Here is an 18,864-nt window from a genome sequence, read left to right as displayed (position 1 = left end):
GGGTCTATCAACCTTGATCGGGGATGTGCGTCCGCTCAGTCAGCTTTTGTAGAGAACGCGGTGAACATTTTCGATGATCCGCGCCGCCTGCGGGATCACGTGCTGCTCCAGCCGTGCGTTGTAGGGCATCGGAACGTCGAGCGTCGTCGCGCGCAGGACGGGCGCGTCCAGCTCGTCGAACGCGAGCCGCTGGATGCGATCGGCGACCTCGGCGCCGACGCCGCCGTAGGGCCAGCCCTCGTGCGCCACGACCGCGCGGTGGGTCTTCGTCACGCTCCGCACGACCGTCTCCTCGTCGAGCGGGCGCAGCGATCGCAGATCCACGATCTCCGCGCTGATGCCCTCCTTCTCGAGCTCCGCGGCCGCCTCGAGCGCCACGTGCACCATCCGGCTCCAGGCGATGATCGAGACGTCCGTCCCCTCGCGCACGATCGAGGCGACCCCGAGCGGCACGGTGAAGTCGGGATCGTCGGGCACCTCGCCCTTCACACCGTAGAGCGTCTCGCTCTCCATGAAGAGCACCGGGTTGTCGTCCCGGATCGCCGACTTCAGGAGCCCCTTGGCGTCCGCGGGCATCGCGGGCGCGAGCACCTTGAGGCCGGGGATATGCGCGTAAAAGTGCTCCATCGAGTGCGAGTGCTGCGAGCCGACCTGCCGCGCCGAGCCGTTCGGCGCCCGCAGCACGAGCGGGATGTTGAGCTGCCCGCCGGACATCTGCCGGAGCTTCGCCGCGTTGTTCAGGATCTGATCGAACGCGACGGCGGAGAAGTTCCACGTCATGTACTCGACGATCGGCCGGAGCCCGACCATCGCGGCGCCGATCGAGATGCCGGTGAATCCGCTCTCGGTGATCGGCGCGTCGATCACGCGCCTGGAGCCGAACTTCTCGAGCATCCCCTCGGTCACCTTATAGGCGCCCTGGTAGTGCCCGACCTCCTCGCCGACGAGATACACCCGCTCGTCGCGCTCCATTTCCTCGATCATGGCGGCGCGAACCGCCTCCCGGTATCTTAGGACGGTCATCGCGCAAAAGGTCCTGCGTAGGTTGTGGGCTCGAGAATCTCGGGCCCGGGTTCGGGGCTCTCCTCGGCGAAGCGGACCGCATCGGCGATCTCGTCCTCCACCTCTTTATCGATCGCCTCGAGGGCGGCCTTGTGCCCCTTCTCCTCGAGCTCGATGCGCGAGCGCAGGAGCACGTCCTTCTTCTTGCGCTCCTCGAGCTCCTCCTTCGTCCGGTACTTGCCCGGATCGCTCATCGAGTGGCCCCGGAAGCGGTACGTCCTGATCTCGACCAGCGTCGGCTCCGAGAGGGTTCGCGCCCGCGTGATGGCCTCGGCGAGGCGATCGCGCACCTGGAGGACGTGCTCGGAGTTGAAGCGATCGCGCTCCATCCCGTAGGCGAGCGCCTTCAGCGAGACGTCCTCGACCGAGAGCGTCCGGGAGAGCGGCGTCCCCATCGCGTACTCGTTGTTCTCGCAGACGAACACGATCGGCAGCTTCCAGAGCGCCGCGAGCGACATGCCTTCGTGGAAGTCGCCGATGCTCACCGCCCCCTCGCCGAAGAACACCATCGAGACCCGGTCCTCGCCGCGGTACTTCGACGCGAACGCGGTCCCGACGGCGATGGGGATGTGGCCGCCGACGATGCCGTAGCCGCCGAGCATGTTGTGCTCTTTGTCGAAGAAGTGCATCGAGCCGCCGAGCCCCTTCGAGCACCCGGTGACCTTGCCGTAGAGCTCCGCCATCGCGGCGCGCGGGGTCATCCCGCGGGCGAGCGCGAGGCCGTGATCGCGGTAGGTCGTCATCACGTAATCATCAGGGCGGAGCGCCGCGCACGCGCCGACGGCGATGGGCTCCTGACCGATGTAGAGGTGCAGGAACCCACCGATCTTGCTCTGCGCGTAGGCGCGGGCCGCTTCTTCCTCGAAGCGGCGTATCTGAAACATCTTTCGGTAGAGCGACAGATGGAGATCGTCGCCGTTGGTCAGGGTAGTCATCGCGGAGATCTCAGGGGGCAGGACAGCGTTCCAGACAGTCGCCAGCGCGGCGGTCGGCGTGATCGTGGGCGACATGCCGAGCCCGCGAGGGGCCCGACGAGGCGCTTGACGTCGGCCGTTCCGGACAGCGACGCCGCTTACCCTGGCTCCTTTACGGGAGTTTTTTCCGCGTGACAACGCATCCGCGCTCTCAGCCGTTCAACGCGCGGCGGCATCGACCGCCCCAGCGTCCGGTGCGTCACCTTCGGTGGTCTGCGGACCGCCGAAGTCGTCGGTTTCAGGCGTCCCGGCGTCCGCGGCCTCATCGTCATCGTCCTCGGGGATGGCGTCCGTCGCGGGCGGGTTCGGGGCGCTGGCGCTGCCCGACGGGCTCGCGCTCGGCTCCGCGCTGCCCGTCGTGCGCGGCGCGGGCGAGGCCGGCGACGCCGTGTCGGCGGGCTCGTGCTTCGGGCGCGCGGGCCGCGTCGCCGGGACGACGCGCGGCCGCGGCGGCGTGGGCGCGGACGACGCGCTCGGCGCCGCGCCTGCGGGGGGCGCCTCGACCGGCGCGTCCGTCGATCGCATCGCCGTGCGCACGAGCAGCATGGCCGTCGCAACGACCACGGCCGCGCCGAGGACGATCTGCCCCATCTTCCGCTCGCGGGGAGGGAAGTGGTCGTCGATCGGATCCGCGCGCGTCGCGCCGGGCTCCGTGGACAGCGCCGCCGCCGCGGCGACGGGGGCCTCCAGCATGCGCCTCGGCATCTGGCTGGAGGCGGCCCACTCGAGGCTGTCGGCGAACGCGGCGCCGAACGCGTCGCAGCTCGGGTACCTGTCCTCGGGTCGCTTCGACAGGCCGCGCGCGAGCACCTGATCGAGCGACGGCGGCACGCCGAGCTCCCTCGCGAGGGACGGCGGCTCGTCGCTCGCGATCTTCGACGCGACCGAGACCGCGTCGTCGCCCGGGAACGCGCGCTTGCCGGAGATCGCCTCGAACATCACGGCCGCGAGCGAGAACTGATCGCTCTCGGGCGAGAACTTCCCGGCGCGGAACGTCTCCGGCGCGCTGTACGCCGGCGTCCCCATGAGCCCTCCCTGGTGCGTCAGCGTCGAGTCCGGGATCCGGGCGATGCCGAAGTCGGCGATCTTGCCGCCCTTCGTGGAGAGGATGATGTTCTCTGGCTTGATGTCGCGGTGGACGATGCCCGCCCGGTGCGCGATCGTGAGCGCCTCACCGAGCTCGCGCGCCAGGCGCGCTGCCTGCGCCGCCGAGAGCGGGCGCTCGAGGAGTTGCTGCTTCAGCGTCGGCCCCTCGACGTACTCGAAGACGAGGTAGAGCCCGAAGTCCGGGTCCTCGCCGACGTCGTGGAGCGTGACGAGGTTCGGGTGCGTCACGCGGGCGGCGGCGCGCGCCTCGTGGCGCATCCTCACGACGAGCTGCTCGCGGACGTCGCGCGGGATGCGGAGATCGTCCCGCAGGTGCTTCAGCGCGACGTCGCGATCGAGCAGCGGATCGTGCGCGAGCAGCACGCGCCCCATCGCCCCCTCGCCGAGGAGGCGCTGCACGTGGTAGCGGCCGAGGGAGGCGGGCAGCACAGCGCGGTCGCTCGGCTTTGCGAGCGCGCCGCGGCCGCCATCGGGGGACGATGATCCAGGCACGTCGCGTCGTTTCTATCCGTCCAGCGGCCCCGGCGGAAGGCCTGGCCGGCGTCCCGCTTCCGGTTATGCTCTGCCGCAGCGCGCGCCGGGTCGAGGGGCGGCGCTCGAGGCGCTGCGGCGGCGGTTCCCGCAGGGCCCGGCGGCACGTGGTATCCAGCGAGGGCGCAGCGAGCACAGATGAGCACCGAGAGCGCGTCAAAGCCGGCACGGGCCGCCGGAGCACCCAGGAAGCGAGGCAAGGCCAGGTACATCGTCCTCCTCGGCCTCGTGTTCGCCATCGTCCTCGCCCAGCAGACCGGGCTCCTCGGCTTCGGCCTGTCGCACCTCCGCGCGGCCACGTTCCCGAAGGACGAGTCCCTGCTCGAATATGTCCATGGCAGCGTTGCCGGTGTCGTGATCGTCGACCCTCACCAGCTCGACCTGAACGCGCTCGGCGCCGACGGCGGCTCGGTGCGGCAGCACATCGAGCGCACCCGCGACGACATCAAGAAGGCGACGGGCATCGATCTCGGGTTCGATGTCGACAAGCTGATCCTCTCCCCGGCGCTCGTTGTCGCGCGCGGGCGTTTCGACGAGCAGAAGCTCGCGGCGCGCCTCGCGGAGCACAGCTACGTCCAGGCGGAGTACAAGGGCGTGAGGTACCTGCTCCGCGCCGGCGAGGACGCGATCGCCGTGCGCGATGGATCGATCCTGCTGTACGGCACCGAGCCCGAGATCCGCGCGGGCATCGACGCCGAGGAGTCCGAGACGTCGCTGGCGAGCCGGGACGAGGTCACCTCGCGCCTCGCGCACATCGGGTGGGATCGTCCCCTCCTGGGCGTCGCCCTGCTCGCCGAGAGCAAGCCGAGCCTCCGCGCGATCCTCACCGGCTCCACCGGCCCGCGCGCCGTCACCGTCGGCGTCTCGACGAAGGAGGGCCTCGCGGCGACCGTCGTGATCGATGCCGCGTCGGCCGACGCGGCCGAGGAGCTCCGGAAGCTCCTGGAGGCGAAGCGCGCGAACGTGGATGCGCTGCAGGCGCTCGCCGGTCCGGAGCCCGGCGCGGCGCTCGCCGAGATCGCGAAGCGCGCGACGCTCACCGTGGATCAGGGCGCAGGTCGGCTCACGGTGCAGGTGGACGTGCGCCCCGGAGAGATCGAGCGGCTGGCGAAGGCCGGCCAGGCGGCGGCTGGCTCGCTCGGGGAGATGTACAAGAATATACGGTTGCTCCAGCTCCTCGCGCCGGGCCCCTGACATCGCTCGGCGGAGGGGGCGCGTCCGGCGGCCTCGAAGGCGAAGGCCTGCGCGCCGGCGGGGCGGAGCCCCGTGCGAGCTAGAGCTCGACGCAGCGCGGGCACCGCGACGCGACGCGGTCTGTCGCGCTCTTGACCCGGTTGCGCGCGGCGTCGCACCGCGGGTCCGCGTCGCTGGCGAGCCCGCATAGGTGCTGCGCTGCGCGGCTCATCGACGCGAGCGCGCGGCACGCGGTCTCGCATGGCGTCGCGGTCATCCGCTCAGCCTCGGCCTTCTTCGCCGGGGACTCAGCGCCGGCGGTCGTCGCCCGCGGGGCCGGTGTGGGGGTGCTGTCGGATGCCTCCGGACGCGACGGTGACGCCGCGCGCGGCGGCGATGGCGCCGCTGCCGGCGGCGGTGGCGCCTCCGGCGGAGCTGCCTGCGTCACGGCACGGTCCTCCTCGCGGCCTCCCGGTGCGCCCAGGACCTGATCGAGCTCGCCCTCCGCGCGCTCCAGCTCTGCGAGCGCATCCTCGGCCGTCTCGATGGAGCCCTCGTCGCGCGGCGACATGACGGCAGCACCGGCGGGCTCCGGCATCGCGGGCGCCTGCGCGACGGAGGCGCCGCCGCAGCCCGAGAGCGCGACGGCGCTGATCCAGAGGGGGGCGGCTGCGGCAGACCAGGCTCGGTATCTGTTCATCGGTCCTCCTGCGCCTGACGCCCGGCGCGCGGCTTTCGGCTCATCGCGGCGCCGCGCGGCCCACGCATCCTGCGTGATGGGATCCTGCTCGCGCCAGGGCGCGGGTTGACGCCCGCTCCGTGCGCTATGCTCGCGGCGATGAATCTGCTTCGATCGATCGGCGCGCTCGCTCTGGCTCTCGGACTCGTCGCAGGCTGTCAGCGGAGCAGCTCGCGCCAACCGCCGTCCCAGCCGTCGTACGGCCAGGGTTACCCGCCGTACGGCGCGCCCCCGCAGGGCTACCCGCAGCAGCAGCCCGGCTACCCGCAGCAGCCCGGCTACCCGCAGCAGCAGCCTGGCTACCCGCCGGCGCAGACCGGGCCCGCGCCGGCGCCCACCTTCACCGTGCCCACGGTGCCCGGGCTGCCGGTGGTCGGCGATCCCATCAACGACATCCACGTCGGCTGGCTCCAGTCCGAGGCCGGCGTCGTCATGGGCGCGCTGATCGGCGCGCTGTCCTCGGCCGCACAGCAGAAGGTGAACGGCATCCCGTTCATCGCCGATCCGACGGTCGGCGAGGTGAACGCGTTCGCCGGCTGCGACGACCAGCGGATGCCGTTCATGGCGATCACCGACGGGCTGCTCGAGGTGCAGGCGCAGATCGCGCAGTTCAAGGCGACCGACGAGATCTTCGGGACGAGGAAGCTCGACGAGTTCCTGCGGCTGCTCGCGCAGCGGCAGCGGCCCGGGCAGCCGATCATCCGGCCGCCGATGGGCTTCATCGATCCGGCGCAGCACACGGACGCGCGCAAGGTCGAGCGGCAGCGCCAGCTCTACCACGAGCAGCTCGCGTTCGTGCTCGGCCACGAGCTCGGCCACCATCACCTCGGGCACACGGGCTGCGCGAACGGGCAGGGCGGGAGCCGCGGCGTAACGCCCGCGGATCTCGGGCGGATGCTGTCGCGCACGCTCCCCGTCTTCAACCAGCCGAACGAGATCGCGGCGGACGTGGCGGGCGTGAACAACCTGCTCACCGCCGGCGCCCGGCGGCAGGGGTACCGGTGGACCGAGGGGGGGGCGATGCTCACGCTCGGCTTCTTCGCGTCGCTCGATCAGCTCACGCCGGCCGCGATCCTGTTCGCCTTCGAGCAGACGCACCCGCACCCGACGCTGCGCCAGCCCATCGTGCAGCAGACCGCGAACACCTGGCGTCTGACCGGAGGCGCGCCTGTGTTCTCGTTCCCCGGCTTCGGCGGCTGACCCGCGACTTCCCGGGCTCCTGTGCGCTCGCGAGCGCTCGTCCGGAGCGCCCGCGCGCTGCTTCAGCTTGACGCGACCGCGCAGCGCTCCTCCCATCGCGTCGAAAGGAGTCAGTCATGCAAGCAGAGCTTGGGATCGAGGACCTGAAGGACGGGACGGGCGCCGAGGCAAAGCACGGCCAGCTCGTGACCGTTCACTATGTCGGCACGCTGACCAACGGCAACAAGTTCGACAGCTCGCGCGATCGCGGCCAGGGCTTCTCGTTCAAGCTGGGGGCCGGGCAGGTGATCAAGGGATGGGACCAGGGGGTCGCCGGCATGAAGATCGGCGGCCTCCGCAAGCTGACGATCCCGCCGGAGCTCGGCTACGGCGCTCGCGGCTTCCCGCCCGTGATCCCGCCCAACTCGACCCTCATCTTCGAGGTCGAGCTGCTCTCGCTCAAGTGATGCGCGGCGTCGCCCCCGCAGCGCTGGCCGCGGCTCGCGGTCGGCGCGCGGGGCGGCGCGCGCGCTCGCGGCGAGGCGCCGTGCCTCGCGCGCCCGCGGCGCCGCTCACGGCTTGATGGGAGCGCCGCACTCGACGCAGAAGCGGTTGCCGATGAAGAGCTCGTGCTTGCAGTGCGCGCACCGCGCGACGCGCACCTCGGTCGGGCGCTTCGCGGGCTTCGACGGCGGAGCCTCCTTCACCGGAGGCCTCGGCCCCGTCGCGACCGCGGCGTAGCGGCCGGAGCCAGCGGCCGCCCGGGAGCGCCGGTCGGTGAACGGCACGGCGGCCACGCGCGACATCGCGCCCTGAGCCTGGCTCCGCAGACCGTTGCTCCCGATCGAGTGGACCTGTTGCCCCGCGATGCGCTCGTCGCTCGAGGCGGCCGCGTCGAGCTCGACCTCCTCGACCGCCGCCTGCGCCGCCTGGACCTGCGGCGGCGGGAGCATCGCGCCGAACTCGTCGATGCGGTGGGGCCGGGTGTCTTCGAGCTCCGCGCTGTCGGGCTGCCGCTCGTCCTGCGCCTCCGGCAGGATGCGGATGAGCAGCGCCGAGATGTTGTCGGTCCCGCCCGCGTCGTTCGCCATCTCGATGAGGAGCTCGCAGGCCTCCTGCGGGTCCTGGGTGATGTCGAGCACATCGAGCATCTGCTGCTCCGAGACCATCCCGCTCAGCCCGTCCGAGCAGAGCAGGAAAGCATCGCCGAGCTGGATGCGCTCCGAGCGGATGTCGACCTTCACCGCGTCCTTCATGCCGAGAGCGCGCGTGATGATGTTCTTCGGGAGCCTCGCCAGCTCGTCCGGGCTCAGGTCGGGCTTCAGCGCGAGGGCGTCGTTGATGAGCGAGTGGTCCTTCGTGAGCTGCTCGATCTCGCCCAGCCGGATCCGGTAGCAGCGGCTGTCGCCGACGTGCCCGACGTGGATCTGCTCCGTCTCGCGCGACACGTAGGCGGCGACCACCGTCGAGCCCATGCCCTGGTGCTGGGTGTACGTGTTCGAGATGACGAACACATCGTGGTTCGCCTTGCGGATCGCGGCGACGACGCGCCGTGCTTCCGGATCGAGCTCCTGTTCGTCGACCGGGATGGGGCCGGGCAGGCTGCCGGCGCGGGTCGCCTCGAAGAAGTTGTCGAGCGACTTGGTCGCGAGCGCGCTGGCGACGTTGCCCGCATTGTGCCCACCCATGCCGTCCGCCACGACGAAGAGGCCGAGCTCGGACTTCACGAGGATGTTGTCCTCGTTGTGCTTTCGCTGGCGTCCAACGTCGGTCACGGCAGCCGCGACGGGTCGGGTGCGGCTGCTCGTCCTGAACTCGCCCATTCGCGGCTGATTATACCTGCGCAGCCCTCCGGACCGCCCACATTCCGGCTGCTTTACCGGTGGGCGGCTCCCCGGGAGCCCGCCGCCTGGACGGCGACCCGCCGAGACGTACCGGACGAGACGGCGGGCGTACGCGTACCCCGGGGTACGGGATCCAGCGCGAGGCGCACGCCGAACTGGAAGAATCCGTAGACGGCGGCATCGGAGCCCTCGCCCGGGCGCGAGAGGTACGTGCCGGCGTCGAGCTCGGCGAACACCCCGATGCCAAAGCTCGACACCGGGTAGAAATCGCCGCCCAGCGCAATGCGGGCGACATCGAGCCCATGGAACACGTGGTCGGAGACTGTCGGCCCCGCGGACGAGTCCTCCGACCCTGTGAGGACTGCTCGCCGATATCCAACGCCGTAGCTGATCCAGGGGTCGAAGGCGATGCCCTGGGCGAGGTGGTAGACGAACCCGAGGCCGAGATCGAGGCTTCGACCGGAGCAGCCGTTGCAGCCGTCGGCGGCGGAGAGCAGGGCGTAGGAGCCGCTTGCTTCCAGGACGGTCACGCGGCTCAGGCCGAGTCCAACGTTGCCGCCGAACGCGAAGCCGCCCGAGACCTTCTCGCTGGCCGGCTGGCCGGCGGCCATGCTGCCGAAGGGTTGGCTGTAGCCGGCCCGTCCCTGGAGCAGGATGTGCCCGCTCCGTTCGTCCGGCCCGGCGGGGCGCTTGGCGCCGGCTTCCGGCCCGGCCTCGTCTTCTGCTTCCTCGGCCGCGGTCTCTCGAGCTGCTGGCTGGGCGAGGGCCTGGTTGGCCGAGAGCACCCAGCCCGCCGCCGCCACGCCGAGCGCCGTCCACCTTGTTGAGCGCGATCTCACGAACGGCCTCTAGAACAGCGCGGTCCCGAGCGCAAAGGGGGTGACGGGCCGGCGCGAGGAATGTCGACCGGGCGGAGGAACGACGCAACTGCGCGCCGCGTGCCGACGACAGACCTCCTGGACCATGGACAACGCACCGACCCGCAGCGATCAAGGCAACTACTTCAGGCCCGTCACGTCTTTTCACGCCGCCGCCGAGCCCTTCTCGCCGGCCGCGGCGCTGCGAGGGGAGCCGGCGGGAGCGCCCCGCGAGCGGCCGGGCTCTGGAGCTCACGGCGGTGGAGCCCGAGCGACACGGGACACCACGGTGGAGCTCGCGGAGGATCGCGAAGCGCTCACCACGGTGTGGCTCCGCTGCGATCAGAGCGGCTGGAGCACCCCCGTGCGCATCGCCGTCCCGCCGGGCGCTGAGCTCATCCTGGGCAGCGCCCCGGCCGCGGACGTGGGCATCGACGACGCCGCGGTGAGCGCTCGCCACTGCCGTGTCGCGCACCGCGGCGCATCGATCGAGGTGACGGATCTCGACTCGCGCAACGGCGTTCGCGTCGGCGGCGTGCGGGTACGGCAGGCGATGCTCGTCCCCGGCGGCTGCTTCGAGGTCGGCCGCACGACCGTGTGCGTCGAGGCGGCCCGGAGGGTCCCCCCGATCGAGGAGGGGCCGCCGCTGCCGTCGCTCGTCGGCCGCTCGCGGCCCATGCGGCAGCTCGCCGCAGCGGTGCGGCGGGTCGCGCCGCTCCAGCTCCCCGTGCTCCTGCGCGGCGAATCGGGCACGGGCAAGGATCTGGTCGCCCGGGCGATCCATGCGGAGAGCAACCGAGCCGACCGGCCGTTCGTGGTCCTGAACGCCGCCACGATCCTGCGCGACATCGCCGAGTCCGAGCTGTTCGGTCACCGGCGCGGCGCGTTCACCGGCGCGCATCGGGATCGGCGGGGCGCGTTCGCCGAGGCCCACCTGGGTACGCTCTTTCTCGATGAGATCGCGGCGCTCTCGCTGGAGGTCCAGGCGAAGCTGCTGCGCGCGGTGGAGGAGGGGGTGGTCCGCCCGCTGGGCGCGGAGGGGACGACGCAGGTCAACGTGCGGCTCATCGTCGCGACCTGCGAGCCCCTGGAGACGCTCGTCGCCGAGCGTCGCTTCCGCGCGGACCTCTACGAGCGCCTCGCGGTGTGCCGCATCCATCTTCCAGCGCTGCGCGATCGGCCGGACGACATCCCGCTCCTGGCCGAGCACCTGCTGGCGACCTCCGAGATCGGCCCGCGGCAGCTCTCCCCCGGGGCGCTCGTCGCGCTGAGGGCGCACCGCTGGCAAGGCAATGTGCGGGAGCTACGGAACGTGCTCATTCAAGCCGCGTTGCGCGCCCACGGCCGCGTGCTGCCGGAGCACGTCACGGCCGTACTCGCCGATCGCGAGCCCCCGGTCCGCCGGAAGGTCACGCCGGCGGACGCGCTCCGCGCCTTCGAGGAGGTGGGCGGCAACATCAGCGCCGCCGCGCGCCTCGCGGACATCCCGCGCTCGACGATGCGGGATCTGCTGCGCGTCGCGAGGGAGCGGTGAGCTGGCGTCCGTGGGAGGAGCTAGAAGGTGCCCGCGACGCCGAGGGCGGCCTGACCGGGCGCCACGAACGGCGCGATCACGGTGACGCGCGGGCCGTCGGACGCGGCCTGCTGTTTCCGGGGATACCAGTCGACCATGGCGTACGTCGCGGTGCCGACGACCCCGACGCCGAGGAGGACCCAGCCTGTGATCGCCCAGGGGAGCGCGCCGTCGTAGCTGTCGAGCTCCCCCCGGAGGCGCCCGCACGCGGTCTCGAAGCCGGGGAGGTCGCCCGACGGATCCACGCGCGCGCCGCAGGGTTGGGACCTGCGGTTTGCGGGGATCATGCTCTCGTGGCTCGCGACGTACGCTTTGATCTGCGTTCCGACGTCGTCGGCGTTGCTGCTCGCGTTGACGGCGAGGGTCGACCCGACGATCCCCATGACCAGACCGACCCCCGCGATGCCGGTCCCCGCCCAGGCGAGCGGCTTGCGTGCGTACCAGTGGAAGAACGGCTCGCGACCGCCGGAGCTCTGGTCCGGGCTCATCGAGCCCATCGTGTTGCTCGTCGAGAAGCTCAGCCCACCGGGGCTCGTCGGCGCTGCGGGCGAGGTGCTCGGCGCTGTCGCTCCGGGTGTCGTCGCGCCCGGTGCCGCCGCGCCGGGGGCCGGCACGCCCGGTGCCGCCGCGCCCGGTGTCGGCACGCCGGGGGCCGGCTGCGCGGTGTCCACCGCGGGAGGCTGCGCCGGCGTTGGCGGGACCGCTGCCGGCGAGGCCGAGGTGGGCGCGGTCGGCGGTACACCCGGCGCGGGCGTCGGCGCGCCGGCAATGGGCGCACCGGTCGTTCCCAGGGTCAGCGTCGCGGGCGTGGCTGTGCCGATCTTCGCGTCCACCTGGAGGGTCGCGGATCGGTCCTGATAGGTCGCGAACAGGGTGTGCTTGCCGGGGGTCACGAACACAGGATCGGGCAGCGGCGCCTTGCCGACGAGGACGCCGTCCACGCTGATGTCCGCGCCGTTCGCGTCGGCGGTCACGATGAGGAAGCCGGTCCGTCGCTTGACGTCGGCGATCGCCTTCTCCGCGGCGGCGCGCTGCTCCGGGGTCGCGGTTGTGTGCTCGTGCAGGAACTGCTGGAGGTGCTTGCCGGCATCCTCCAGGTGATTGGAGCGAAGCTCGCTCTGTCCGAGGTTGAGCAGCACGGCCGGGTGTCGCTTGAGCGCGTAGACCTGGAGAAACGCCGTCCGCGCATCCTCGAACCGACCGGCGTCATACGCCTTGACCCCTTCCTCGTAACGCTGGCGCGCGACCTCCGTGACGGGATCGGACGACTGCGCGAAGCTCAGCGGCTCGCTGAGAAAAGAGGAGGTGAGCCCGGCCTCGGTGAGCACAGCTGGCGCGATGAGCGAGAGCAGGAGGACGGGGGCGCAGGCGCGTGTTTTCATGGCTCCTCAGGTCGGGCTTCGCCTCGTCGGCGTCAGCGGAAGATAACGACTGCAGCAAGCCTCGCTGACGAGGCGGGAAACGGGTGCGCTTCAGAAAGGCGCATCGCGGATGATGCCGCCGCTCTTGTTGCCTCCGGTGGAGCTCGTCCCACGCTGCGTCGGCGCAGGCCTCTTCGGTGCGGGGGCTGTCTTGGGCCCGGCCGCCGGCGCCGTGGGCATCGCCGTGGTGGCAGACATCGTCGCCGTGGGAGCCGGAGGGCTCACCGGCGCTGAGGCGCTCGGCGTCGGTCCAGCGCTGCCTTCCGTGGCTGCGGCGGCAGGCGGGTCGCCGGCCGTCGCTTGCGCGGTGGCGGCGGGGGTTGCCGCGGCCGCTGCGGGCGGCGCCTCCGTCGTCGGCGAGGCCGTCGGGGGCCCGGGATCCACGCCATCGTCGTCGTGACGCATGGCCCGGACGACGAAGAACACGAAGACCGCGCCCACGAGGGCGATGACGAGCCGCAGCGCCATCTTGTTCGGCCTGGACACGGGGATCTCGATCGGATCGTGGTCCTCCGTGCGGGCGGCGGATGCAGCCACCGCGTCGGCGCTCCCCACCGCCGGATGCGCCGCACGAGATCGCGTGCGCGCAGGCCGCGCAGACGGCGGCTCACCCTCGCGGGGCGGGGAGGGCGCCGCCTCCGGACGCGCCTGCGGCTCCGCGGGCCGTGCGTCGGCCCCGGCGCCGCGCTCGGCCGTCGACGCGCCGGCCACCGCATCCGGCTCGCCCATTCCCACGCGCGTTTTTCCCGCGGGCGCGGGGGGCTCGCCCGGCCTCGCCGCGCCGCTGTCCGTCGTGCCCGTGGCGCCTGCGCTGGAAGCGCTGCCGGTCGTCTGCGTGTCCGCGAGCGGCTGAGGCGAGGGGCTGGCGTGCACACCGGCACCCGGTGTGCTCCCCGCGCCGTGGGGCGTGGCCTCCGCTGCGGGCGCCCCCTGCACGTCGTCGCCGATGGCGATGGTCGGGACCCCCTCGATCACGGTGTCGGACACGTCGGACGCGCCGGCCGGCGGCGCTTCGAGCACGCGGGCCGCGGGCGCGGTCGACGCAGCGGGGAACGACGCCGTCGCGGGCTCTCGCCACGCAGCCGGCGCTTCGCCCAGGGGCGCCGCCGGGGCTTCCGGCGGTCTCGCGGCGGGGGCGCCGGTCTCCGGCTCGGGGGCGCCGCCGCGCTCGCCACCCCGCGCTGTCGACTGCTCGTCGAACGCCTCCCAGGAAGGCCGGATCGACGCCGCGATCCGATCCGCTTCCTCCGCAGAGAGGGAGCGTTCGCCAGGTTCCGCGGTCGTCGGTCGCTCCCCCGCAGTCATCGCGGTGAGGAACTTACCACCCGCATCCGCCGAACCGCAATCTCGCGACGGATCCGCGCGTTACCGACCTGCCGCGCGAGGGCCCGGGGCGTGCGCCTCCCGAGACCGCCCCCCGGAAGGCATCGCGACCCGCTCATCCGCCGCGCAACTCGCGCAGGAGCGCGTCGTCCCAGGTATCGGCGACCTGGCTCACCGTCGTGACGATATCCTCGAACTCTTCGTACTCGAGCGCGCTGAGTCGCCGCAGGCAGCGCACCACCACCTCGTCGCGCGACCTGTCGATCGCGAACGCCGCGTCCGAGGTGGCGATGAAGCTGAGCTCCAGGAGGCGCCGGTAGACGGCCTCCCGCCCGCTCAGGGGGACGGCCATGATGGGAGCGAAGACCATCAGGACCCCCTGGGCCTCGAGCACGTTGACCCCGATCGTCGCGCTCCCGTGCTGGAGCTGCGCGTATCCGGTCTCGTCGAGCGTGTTCGCGCCCGCTCGAGATCCGGCCCCGCCCCGAGAGCTCGCGGCGTACCGGGCGAGATACGCGTTGACCATGCTCGTCGCGTCAGCAAACCTCTCCCCCGACGCACGATCCGCGTAGAGGGGTTCTGTGGATGAAGTGGGCGTGAGGTCGGGCACGTGAAACCTCCGGGACGTATCGCCATTCACTCGGCGCGCGGGGCTGCTCTGGCGAGCCGACGGCGCACCACCCCAGTGCAGCTGCATCGTAGCGCCCCGGCCTTCGCGGCGATCACGCTTTTCGCCGCGGCCGCGCACACCCTCGGGTGCAGCGCCGAGGGCGGCGCGCCCGCTGCGCCCGCCGCCCCCTCCGACGAGCAGCGCGCCGTCGCGCTGCTCGATCCGGGCGCGCTGCTCCCGCCCCGCGCCGAGACGGTCGCTCTCGCGGACGCCGTCGCCATCGCGTCGTCGCGGGCCGGGGCCGGGGCCCAGGCTGCCTCGCTCGCGGAGCTCGCCGGCGACCTTCGCGTGCGGCTCTTCCGCCTCGATCAGGCGGCCACCGACGCGCGCGAGGCGATGGAGCTGTACGGCGCCGCGGCGACCGCCTTTCGCGCCCTGGCCGATCCGGCCCTCGTCGAGCGCGCGTGCCAGGCCGAGCGCCGCCGAGCGCTGCTCGCCGGTGAGCTCGCCCACGACGCCGCCGTCGCGTACCGCGAGCTCTACCTGGTCTCGCGGCGCTACGCGGCCCTCGCCCCGCCCGCGCCGTCCGGCGGCGCGCCGCCCGCGCTCTCGCCGTGCCTCGGCGCCATCGCGGTCGCGCTGGCGCAGGCCGCCGCCTACCGGCCCAGCGGGGAAGCGCTGCGCGCGCTGGAGCAGGAAGGTCACCGCGTCGAGGGCGTCGCGCTCGCGCTCGCGCCGGGGTCTGCGCCGGGCACCTCCGCCGCGCCGGCGAGCGCCGCGGGCGCGGTGCAGGTGACGACCGCCGACGCCTCCGGCGATCTCGTCGTCGCCCCCCCGGCGTCCGCCGCGCCCACGGGCCCGGTGAAGGTCACTGCGATCGAGCGGCACGGCTCGGACAAGGGGGCGCGCGTGGTCATCGAGCTGTCCGCGCCGACGACGTTCGACGTCGGCACGCTCCCGGCGGACGAGACCGCCGGCAGGGACGCGCGCGTCTTCGTCGACATCGCGGGGGCGACGTCGCGCGGCGTCGCGCGCGAGATCGAGGTCGGCGGCGTCCTGCGGCGCGTGCGCGTCGGCGTGCAGCCGAAGGGCACGCGTGTCGTCCTCGATCTCGCCGCCAACCTGCATCGCCGGGTCTTCTACCTGCCCGAGCCGTTCCGGATCGTCGTCGACGTGAGCACTCGCCCTCCGGTGCGCGACGACGAGGGCAAGCCCGGCGGCGCGCGGGATGTCCGGCGCGTCGCGATCGACCCGGGGCACGGCGGCAACGACACCGGCGCGGTCGGCCCCACTGGGTTGAAGGAGAAGGACGTGACGCTCGACGTCGCCCACCGCGTCGCCCCGCTCCTCGCGCGCGAGCTCAAGATCGAGACGCTCCTCACCCGGGACAGCGACGTCTACGTCCCGCTCGATCTCCGCACCGCGCGCGCGAACGCGTTCCACGCCGACCTGTTCGTCTCGATCCACTGCAACGCGAGCGACAACGGCCGCGCTCGCGGGGTCCAGACCTTCTCGCTCGCGGCGCCCAACGACGCCGAGGGGACGTCGGCCGCGCTCGCGGCGCGCGAGAACGCCGCCCGCGCCGCCAGGGGAGGGCAGGGCGTGGACCCTGGCGATCCCGACGCCCGCCGCGAGGTGGCGGCGATCCTGTCGAACCTCAACGTCGGCGACATGGCGGCCCGCTCGCGCCACTTCGCCGAGCTCCTCCAGCGGTCGTCGCTCGCCTCGCTGTCGCCCCGCTACCCCGACACGAAGGATCAGGGCGTCAAGGGCGCGGGGTTCTTCGTCCTCGCGGGCGCCGACATGCCGGCCGCGCTGTTCGAGACCGCGTTCATCTCGAACCCCGAGGACGAGGCCCGCCTCGCCACCGCCGATTTCCGGCAGAAGATGGCGGACGCCATCGTGAACGCGATCCGCGCCTACCGCGAGGGCAAGTGAAGGGCGAGGCCGGCCCGCGCAGGCGTCGCCCGCGCCGGGATCACCCCCGCTCGAGGCCCATGAGCCGCTCGAGCGAGTCGCGCAGCTCGCTGGCCTCGCCCTTCTTGATGAAGTCGTAGGCGCCGGCCTCGGTCGCGTTCTTCTTCATCTCGTCGTGGTTCGAGTACACGATACAGCGGATGTGCGAGGTCGCGTCGATGGACCGGAGGCGCTCCAGGCAGCGCACCCCGTCGAGGCCCGGCATCATGACGTCCAGGATGAGCGCGTCGGGCTGGAGGTTGCCCACCGCGACGAGGGCGTCGAACGGATCCTGGAACGTGGTCAGATCGAACCTCCGCGAGAGGGTCTTGCGGAGCGCGGCGAGGACGGCGGGGTCGTCGTCGACCACGACGACCTTCGGCTTGCCCATCCGCAGGATCTCGGGGATCGGGTAGCCGTACTTCCGGAGGAAATCGAGCACGTCCAGCCGTCGGAAGCGGAGGTGCCGTCCCGGCGTGCGGAAGTGGCGGATTTCCCCCTTGTCCGCCCAGTTGTGGATGGTCTTGAGGTCCACCTGACAGAAGCGCGCGACGTCGCTCGCGGTGAACAGCTCGGGCTGCGTCGTGTTCTCTTTCGGGTTCGTTTCCATGGCTCACTCCTCGAGATCAGGCGTCGCCGGCACGGAGGGGGCATTCGTCAGGGGGGTGTCGAAGCGGGTCGTGGATCTGGGCTCTCGTTCCTGTTTGATGTGGATCGGGGATCCATGTGCGCAGCATTCTTCGGTGACGAAGCGCCCGTTGCGCAGGACATAACGGGTCGACCCCTCGGTGTGTCGCTCGCGGATCTCGTGCGAAGGGTCGCCCGGCAGCGCCAGGTACGGCGGCTCGGCCCCATCGCCCGGGACGAAGCGCGGACAGATCGGCAGGAGCGGCTGGCGTTCCGCGAGCGCCACGGCGCTGCGCACGTCCGCGACCGCGGAGAGCAGCTCGAGCGCGCGCGAAGTCGGCGGAGCGAGAAAGATCTCGCCACGCTCGGCGCGCTCCAGCACCTCCGAAGGCGCGGCCCAGAAGCTCATCGTCGTCTCGTGCCCGTCGTGGCGCCCGATCTGGCCGCGCGGCAGCGGCAGCAGGAAGAAGCGCGCGTCGAAGCGGCGCGTCTCGGCGATGGGCGTGATCCACCGGGCCCACGGCACGAGCGCCGCGAGGGCGAGCTTCAGGCCACGCCGGGCGAGGATCGCGTCGAGCGGCGTCCCGGCGGCAAGCTCCCGCCCGACCGCGTCGATCTCGTCGCCGGACAGCGGCGGATCCGTCGGCAGGATCGCCCCTTCCTCCAGCGTCTCGCGGCACGCCGCCACGCACAGGGATTGCGCCGGCGCCGTGTCTGTCGCGAACGCGGCGGCGCGCGCCGGCGGCGCGGTCGCCCGATCCCTCCAGACTTCCGCGCCGTCCTGCGCGTCCACCTTCCCACCGGGGAACACAACGGCGCCGCCCATGAAGCTCGAGCTCGCGTGGCGGCGGACGCAGAACACCTCGATCCCCGCGCGATCGTCGCGCAGGACGATCACCGTGGCGGCATCGCGAGGTCGGACCGCGGTTCGGTTCTGATCGAAATCCAGCAATATGGGATAAATTTGTTCCACGTGAGCTGTCTTTCGTCAAACCGTCCGCTGCGTCTCATTTCCGGCGTACTCTGCGGTGAGCATGCGCGTTTGGGGCCAAAACAGCCGCCTTTTCCGGCGACTCGGGGACTTCCCGCAAGTGCTTTCCACGCTCTCCCGACATCGATGCCGCAGCGAGCGATCGGTCGCGGCCATGGTCGGAGAAACTGCGTTATTTGCCGCGTGGATCAGGCGAGCTCTGCCACCGACGGAGGCGTCGTTGACGGGCACGGCGCTCAAGCCTAGAATCCCGCGCCTTGCTATTTCGGGGGGCTATCTGGCCTCTCCGGACATGTCGCGGAGCCGTAAGCCCCGTTCCGGCAGCTGGGGGTCGAACGCCCCGCGGCTTGCATGCGCCAGGGAGCTCAGACGGCAGCGCCGCACGGCGCATTCGACGCGAGAGGACCTATGAACAAGGCCCAGCTGAAAAAGTTCAAGACCCTGCTTGAGACGAAGCGCGACGAGATCGTCAAGAAGGCCAAGCAAACGCTGACCGAGGACATGATGCTCGACGCGAACGATCTCCCTGACGAGATGGATCTCGCGTCGAGCGAGTACCTGCAGTCGTTCACCTTCCGGCTCCGCGGTCGCGAGAAGTCGTTCCTCGACAAGATCCAGAAGGCGCTCTTGAAGATCGAGGACGGCTCGTTCGGCAAGTGCGAGGAGTGCGAGGAGGAGATCTCGGCGAAGCGCCTCGAGGCGCGCCCCGAGACGACCCTCTGCATCCGCTGCAAAGAGGACCAGGAGAGGGTCGAGAAGGACTACGGCTGACGCCGCGCTGCGCGTGAAGGCCCCCGGGTCGGCGGTCTTCACGCGCGGTTGTGCCTCCGCGCCGTCGGGCGTGCGCTCCGCCCCCGGTCCACGTCGTGCGGACCGGGCGGGGCCACGCCCGTTCTG

At 71.9% G+C, this 18,864-nt stretch carries 17 protein-coding genes; 6 read left to right on the top strand and 11 right to left on the bottom strand.

From position 1 onward, the window contains the following. Positions 1-39 precede the first annotated feature (39 nt). From WMF17_RS19585 to WMF17_RS19575, 3 genes are all read right to left on the bottom strand, one after another. The gene (locus WMF17_RS19585; protein ID WP_437650708.1) at positions 40-1,023 is read right to left on the bottom strand and encodes a pyruvate dehydrogenase complex E1 component subunit beta; all 984 of its coding nucleotides are present in this window, start codon (positions 1,021-1,023) and stop codon (positions 40-42) included. Then, on the bottom strand, positions 1,020-1,997 hold the full coding sequence (gene pdhA, locus WMF17_RS19580; RefSeq protein WP_437603595.1) for a pyruvate dehydrogenase (acetyl-transferring) E1 component subunit alpha: 978 nt from the start codon (positions 1,995-1,997) through the stop codon (positions 1,020-1,022). The genes WMF17_RS19585 and pdhA overlap by 4 nt, the downstream gene beginning before the upstream one ends. A gap of 198 nt (positions 1,998-2,195) precedes the next feature. Next, positions 2,196-3,635, bottom strand: a complete 1,440-nt coding sequence (locus WMF17_RS19575; RefSeq protein ID WP_437603594.1) for a serine/threonine-protein kinase — start codon at positions 3,633-3,635, stop codon at positions 2,196-2,198. A gap of 177 nt (positions 3,636-3,812) precedes the next feature. On the opposite strand from WMF17_RS19575, the gene WMF17_RS19570 reads away from it, so the two are divergent. Further along, positions 3,813-4,868 (top strand): hypothetical protein, encoded by a 1,056-nt coding sequence (locus tag WMF17_RS19570; RefSeq protein ID WP_437603593.1) that lies wholly within the window; start codon positions 3,813-3,815, stop codon positions 4,866-4,868. Positions 4,869-4,947: 79 nt separating this feature from the next. Here the strand turns inward: WMF17_RS19570 and WMF17_RS19565 are convergent, their stop codons facing one another. Then, positions 4,948-5,547 carry a hypothetical protein gene (locus WMF17_RS19565; protein ID WP_437603592.1) on the bottom strand — a complete coding sequence of 200 codons (600 nt, stop codon included), beginning with the start codon at positions 5,545-5,547 and terminating at the stop codon, positions 4,948-4,950. A gap of 138 nt (positions 5,548-5,685) precedes the next feature. Here WMF17_RS19565 and WMF17_RS19560 point away from each other — a divergent pair, with 138 nt between their 5' ends. After that, positions 5,686-6,786: a M48 family metalloprotease gene (locus WMF17_RS19560; protein WP_437603591.1), complete on the top strand. Its 1,101-nt coding sequence runs from the start codon at positions 5,686-5,688 to the stop codon at positions 6,784-6,786. A 116-nt stretch (positions 6,787-6,902) separates the two neighbouring features. Then, positions 6,903-7,232, top strand: a complete 330-nt coding sequence (locus tag WMF17_RS19555; RefSeq protein WP_437603590.1) for an FKBP-type peptidyl-prolyl cis-trans isomerase — start codon at positions 6,903-6,905, stop codon at positions 7,230-7,232. Between the two features lie 105 nt (positions 7,233-7,337). On the opposite strand, the gene WMF17_RS19550 is transcribed toward WMF17_RS19555, so the two are convergent. Together WMF17_RS19550 and WMF17_RS19545 are read right to left on the bottom strand one after the other, a co-directional pair. Then, on the bottom strand, positions 7,338-8,588 hold the full coding sequence (locus WMF17_RS19550; RefSeq protein ID WP_437603589.1) for a protein phosphatase 2C domain-containing protein: 1,251 nt from the start codon (positions 8,586-8,588) through the stop codon (positions 7,338-7,340). Positions 8,589-8,641: 53 nt separating this feature from the next. Beyond that, a complete protein-coding gene (locus tag WMF17_RS19545; protein WP_437603588.1) occupies positions 8,642-9,448 on the bottom strand; it encodes a hypothetical protein in 807 nt (268 codons plus the stop codon). A 124-nt stretch (positions 9,449-9,572) separates the two neighbouring features. Between WMF17_RS19545 and WMF17_RS19540 the strand changes: the two genes are divergently transcribed. Further along, on the top strand, positions 9,573-11,000 hold the full coding sequence (locus WMF17_RS19540) for a sigma 54-interacting transcriptional regulator (protein ID WP_437603587.1): 1,428 nt from the start codon (positions 9,573-9,575) through the stop codon (positions 10,998-11,000). Positions 11,001-11,020: 20 nt separating this feature from the next. Here WMF17_RS19540 and WMF17_RS19535 read toward each other — a convergent pair whose 3' ends face one another. From WMF17_RS19535 to WMF17_RS19525, 3 genes are all read right to left on the bottom strand, one after another. Next, positions 11,021-12,421, bottom strand: coding sequence for a hypothetical protein (locus tag WMF17_RS19535; RefSeq protein WP_437650707.1), 1,401 nt, complete (start codon positions 12,419-12,421; stop codon positions 11,021-11,023). 90 nt (positions 12,422-12,511) lie between these two features. Further along, the gene (locus tag WMF17_RS19530; RefSeq protein ID WP_437650706.1) at positions 12,512-13,765 is read right to left on the bottom strand and encodes a hypothetical protein; all 1,254 of its coding nucleotides are present in this window, start codon (positions 13,763-13,765) and stop codon (positions 12,512-12,514) included. A 133-nt stretch (positions 13,766-13,898) separates the two neighbouring features. Then, entirely contained in the window at positions 13,899-14,309 is a 411-nt protein-coding gene (locus tag WMF17_RS19525) for a YbjN domain-containing protein (protein ID WP_437650705.1), read from the bottom strand. A 159-nt stretch (positions 14,310-14,468) separates the two neighbouring features. Here WMF17_RS19525 and WMF17_RS19520 point away from each other — a divergent pair, with 159 nt between their 5' ends. Continuing rightward, the gene (locus tag WMF17_RS19520; RefSeq protein WP_437650704.1) at positions 14,469-16,331 is read left to right on the top strand and encodes an N-acetylmuramoyl-L-alanine amidase; all 1,863 of its coding nucleotides are present in this window, start codon (positions 14,469-14,471) and stop codon (positions 16,329-16,331) included. Between the two features lie 40 nt (positions 16,332-16,371). Here WMF17_RS19520 and WMF17_RS19515 read toward each other — a convergent pair whose 3' ends face one another. Both WMF17_RS19515 and WMF17_RS19510 read right to left on the bottom strand, forming a co-directional pair. Continuing rightward, positions 16,372-16,959 carry a response regulator gene (locus WMF17_RS19515; RefSeq protein WP_437603582.1) on the bottom strand — a complete coding sequence of 196 codons (588 nt, stop codon included), beginning with the start codon at positions 16,957-16,959 and terminating at the stop codon, positions 16,372-16,374. A 3-nt stretch (positions 16,960-16,962) separates the two neighbouring features. Next, positions 16,963-17,874: an NUDIX hydrolase gene (locus WMF17_RS19510; protein WP_437650703.1), complete on the bottom strand. Its 912-nt coding sequence runs from the start codon at positions 17,872-17,874 to the stop codon at positions 16,963-16,965. 501 nt (positions 17,875-18,375) lie between these two features. On the opposite strand from WMF17_RS19510, the gene WMF17_RS19505 reads away from it, so the two are divergent. Continuing rightward, entirely contained in the window at positions 18,376-18,738 is a 363-nt protein-coding gene (locus tag WMF17_RS19505; protein ID WP_437603580.1) for a TraR/DksA family transcriptional regulator, read from the top strand. Positions 18,739-18,864: the final 126 nt, after the last annotated feature.

This window comes from Sorangium sp. So ce362 (assembly GCF_051519845.1).
Classification (GTDB): domain Bacteria; phylum Myxococcota_A; class Polyangia; order Polyangiales; family Polyangiaceae; genus Sorangium.
Note: the sequence above shows the minus strand (reverse complement) of the source record. Positions and strands in the feature narration are given on the sequence as shown.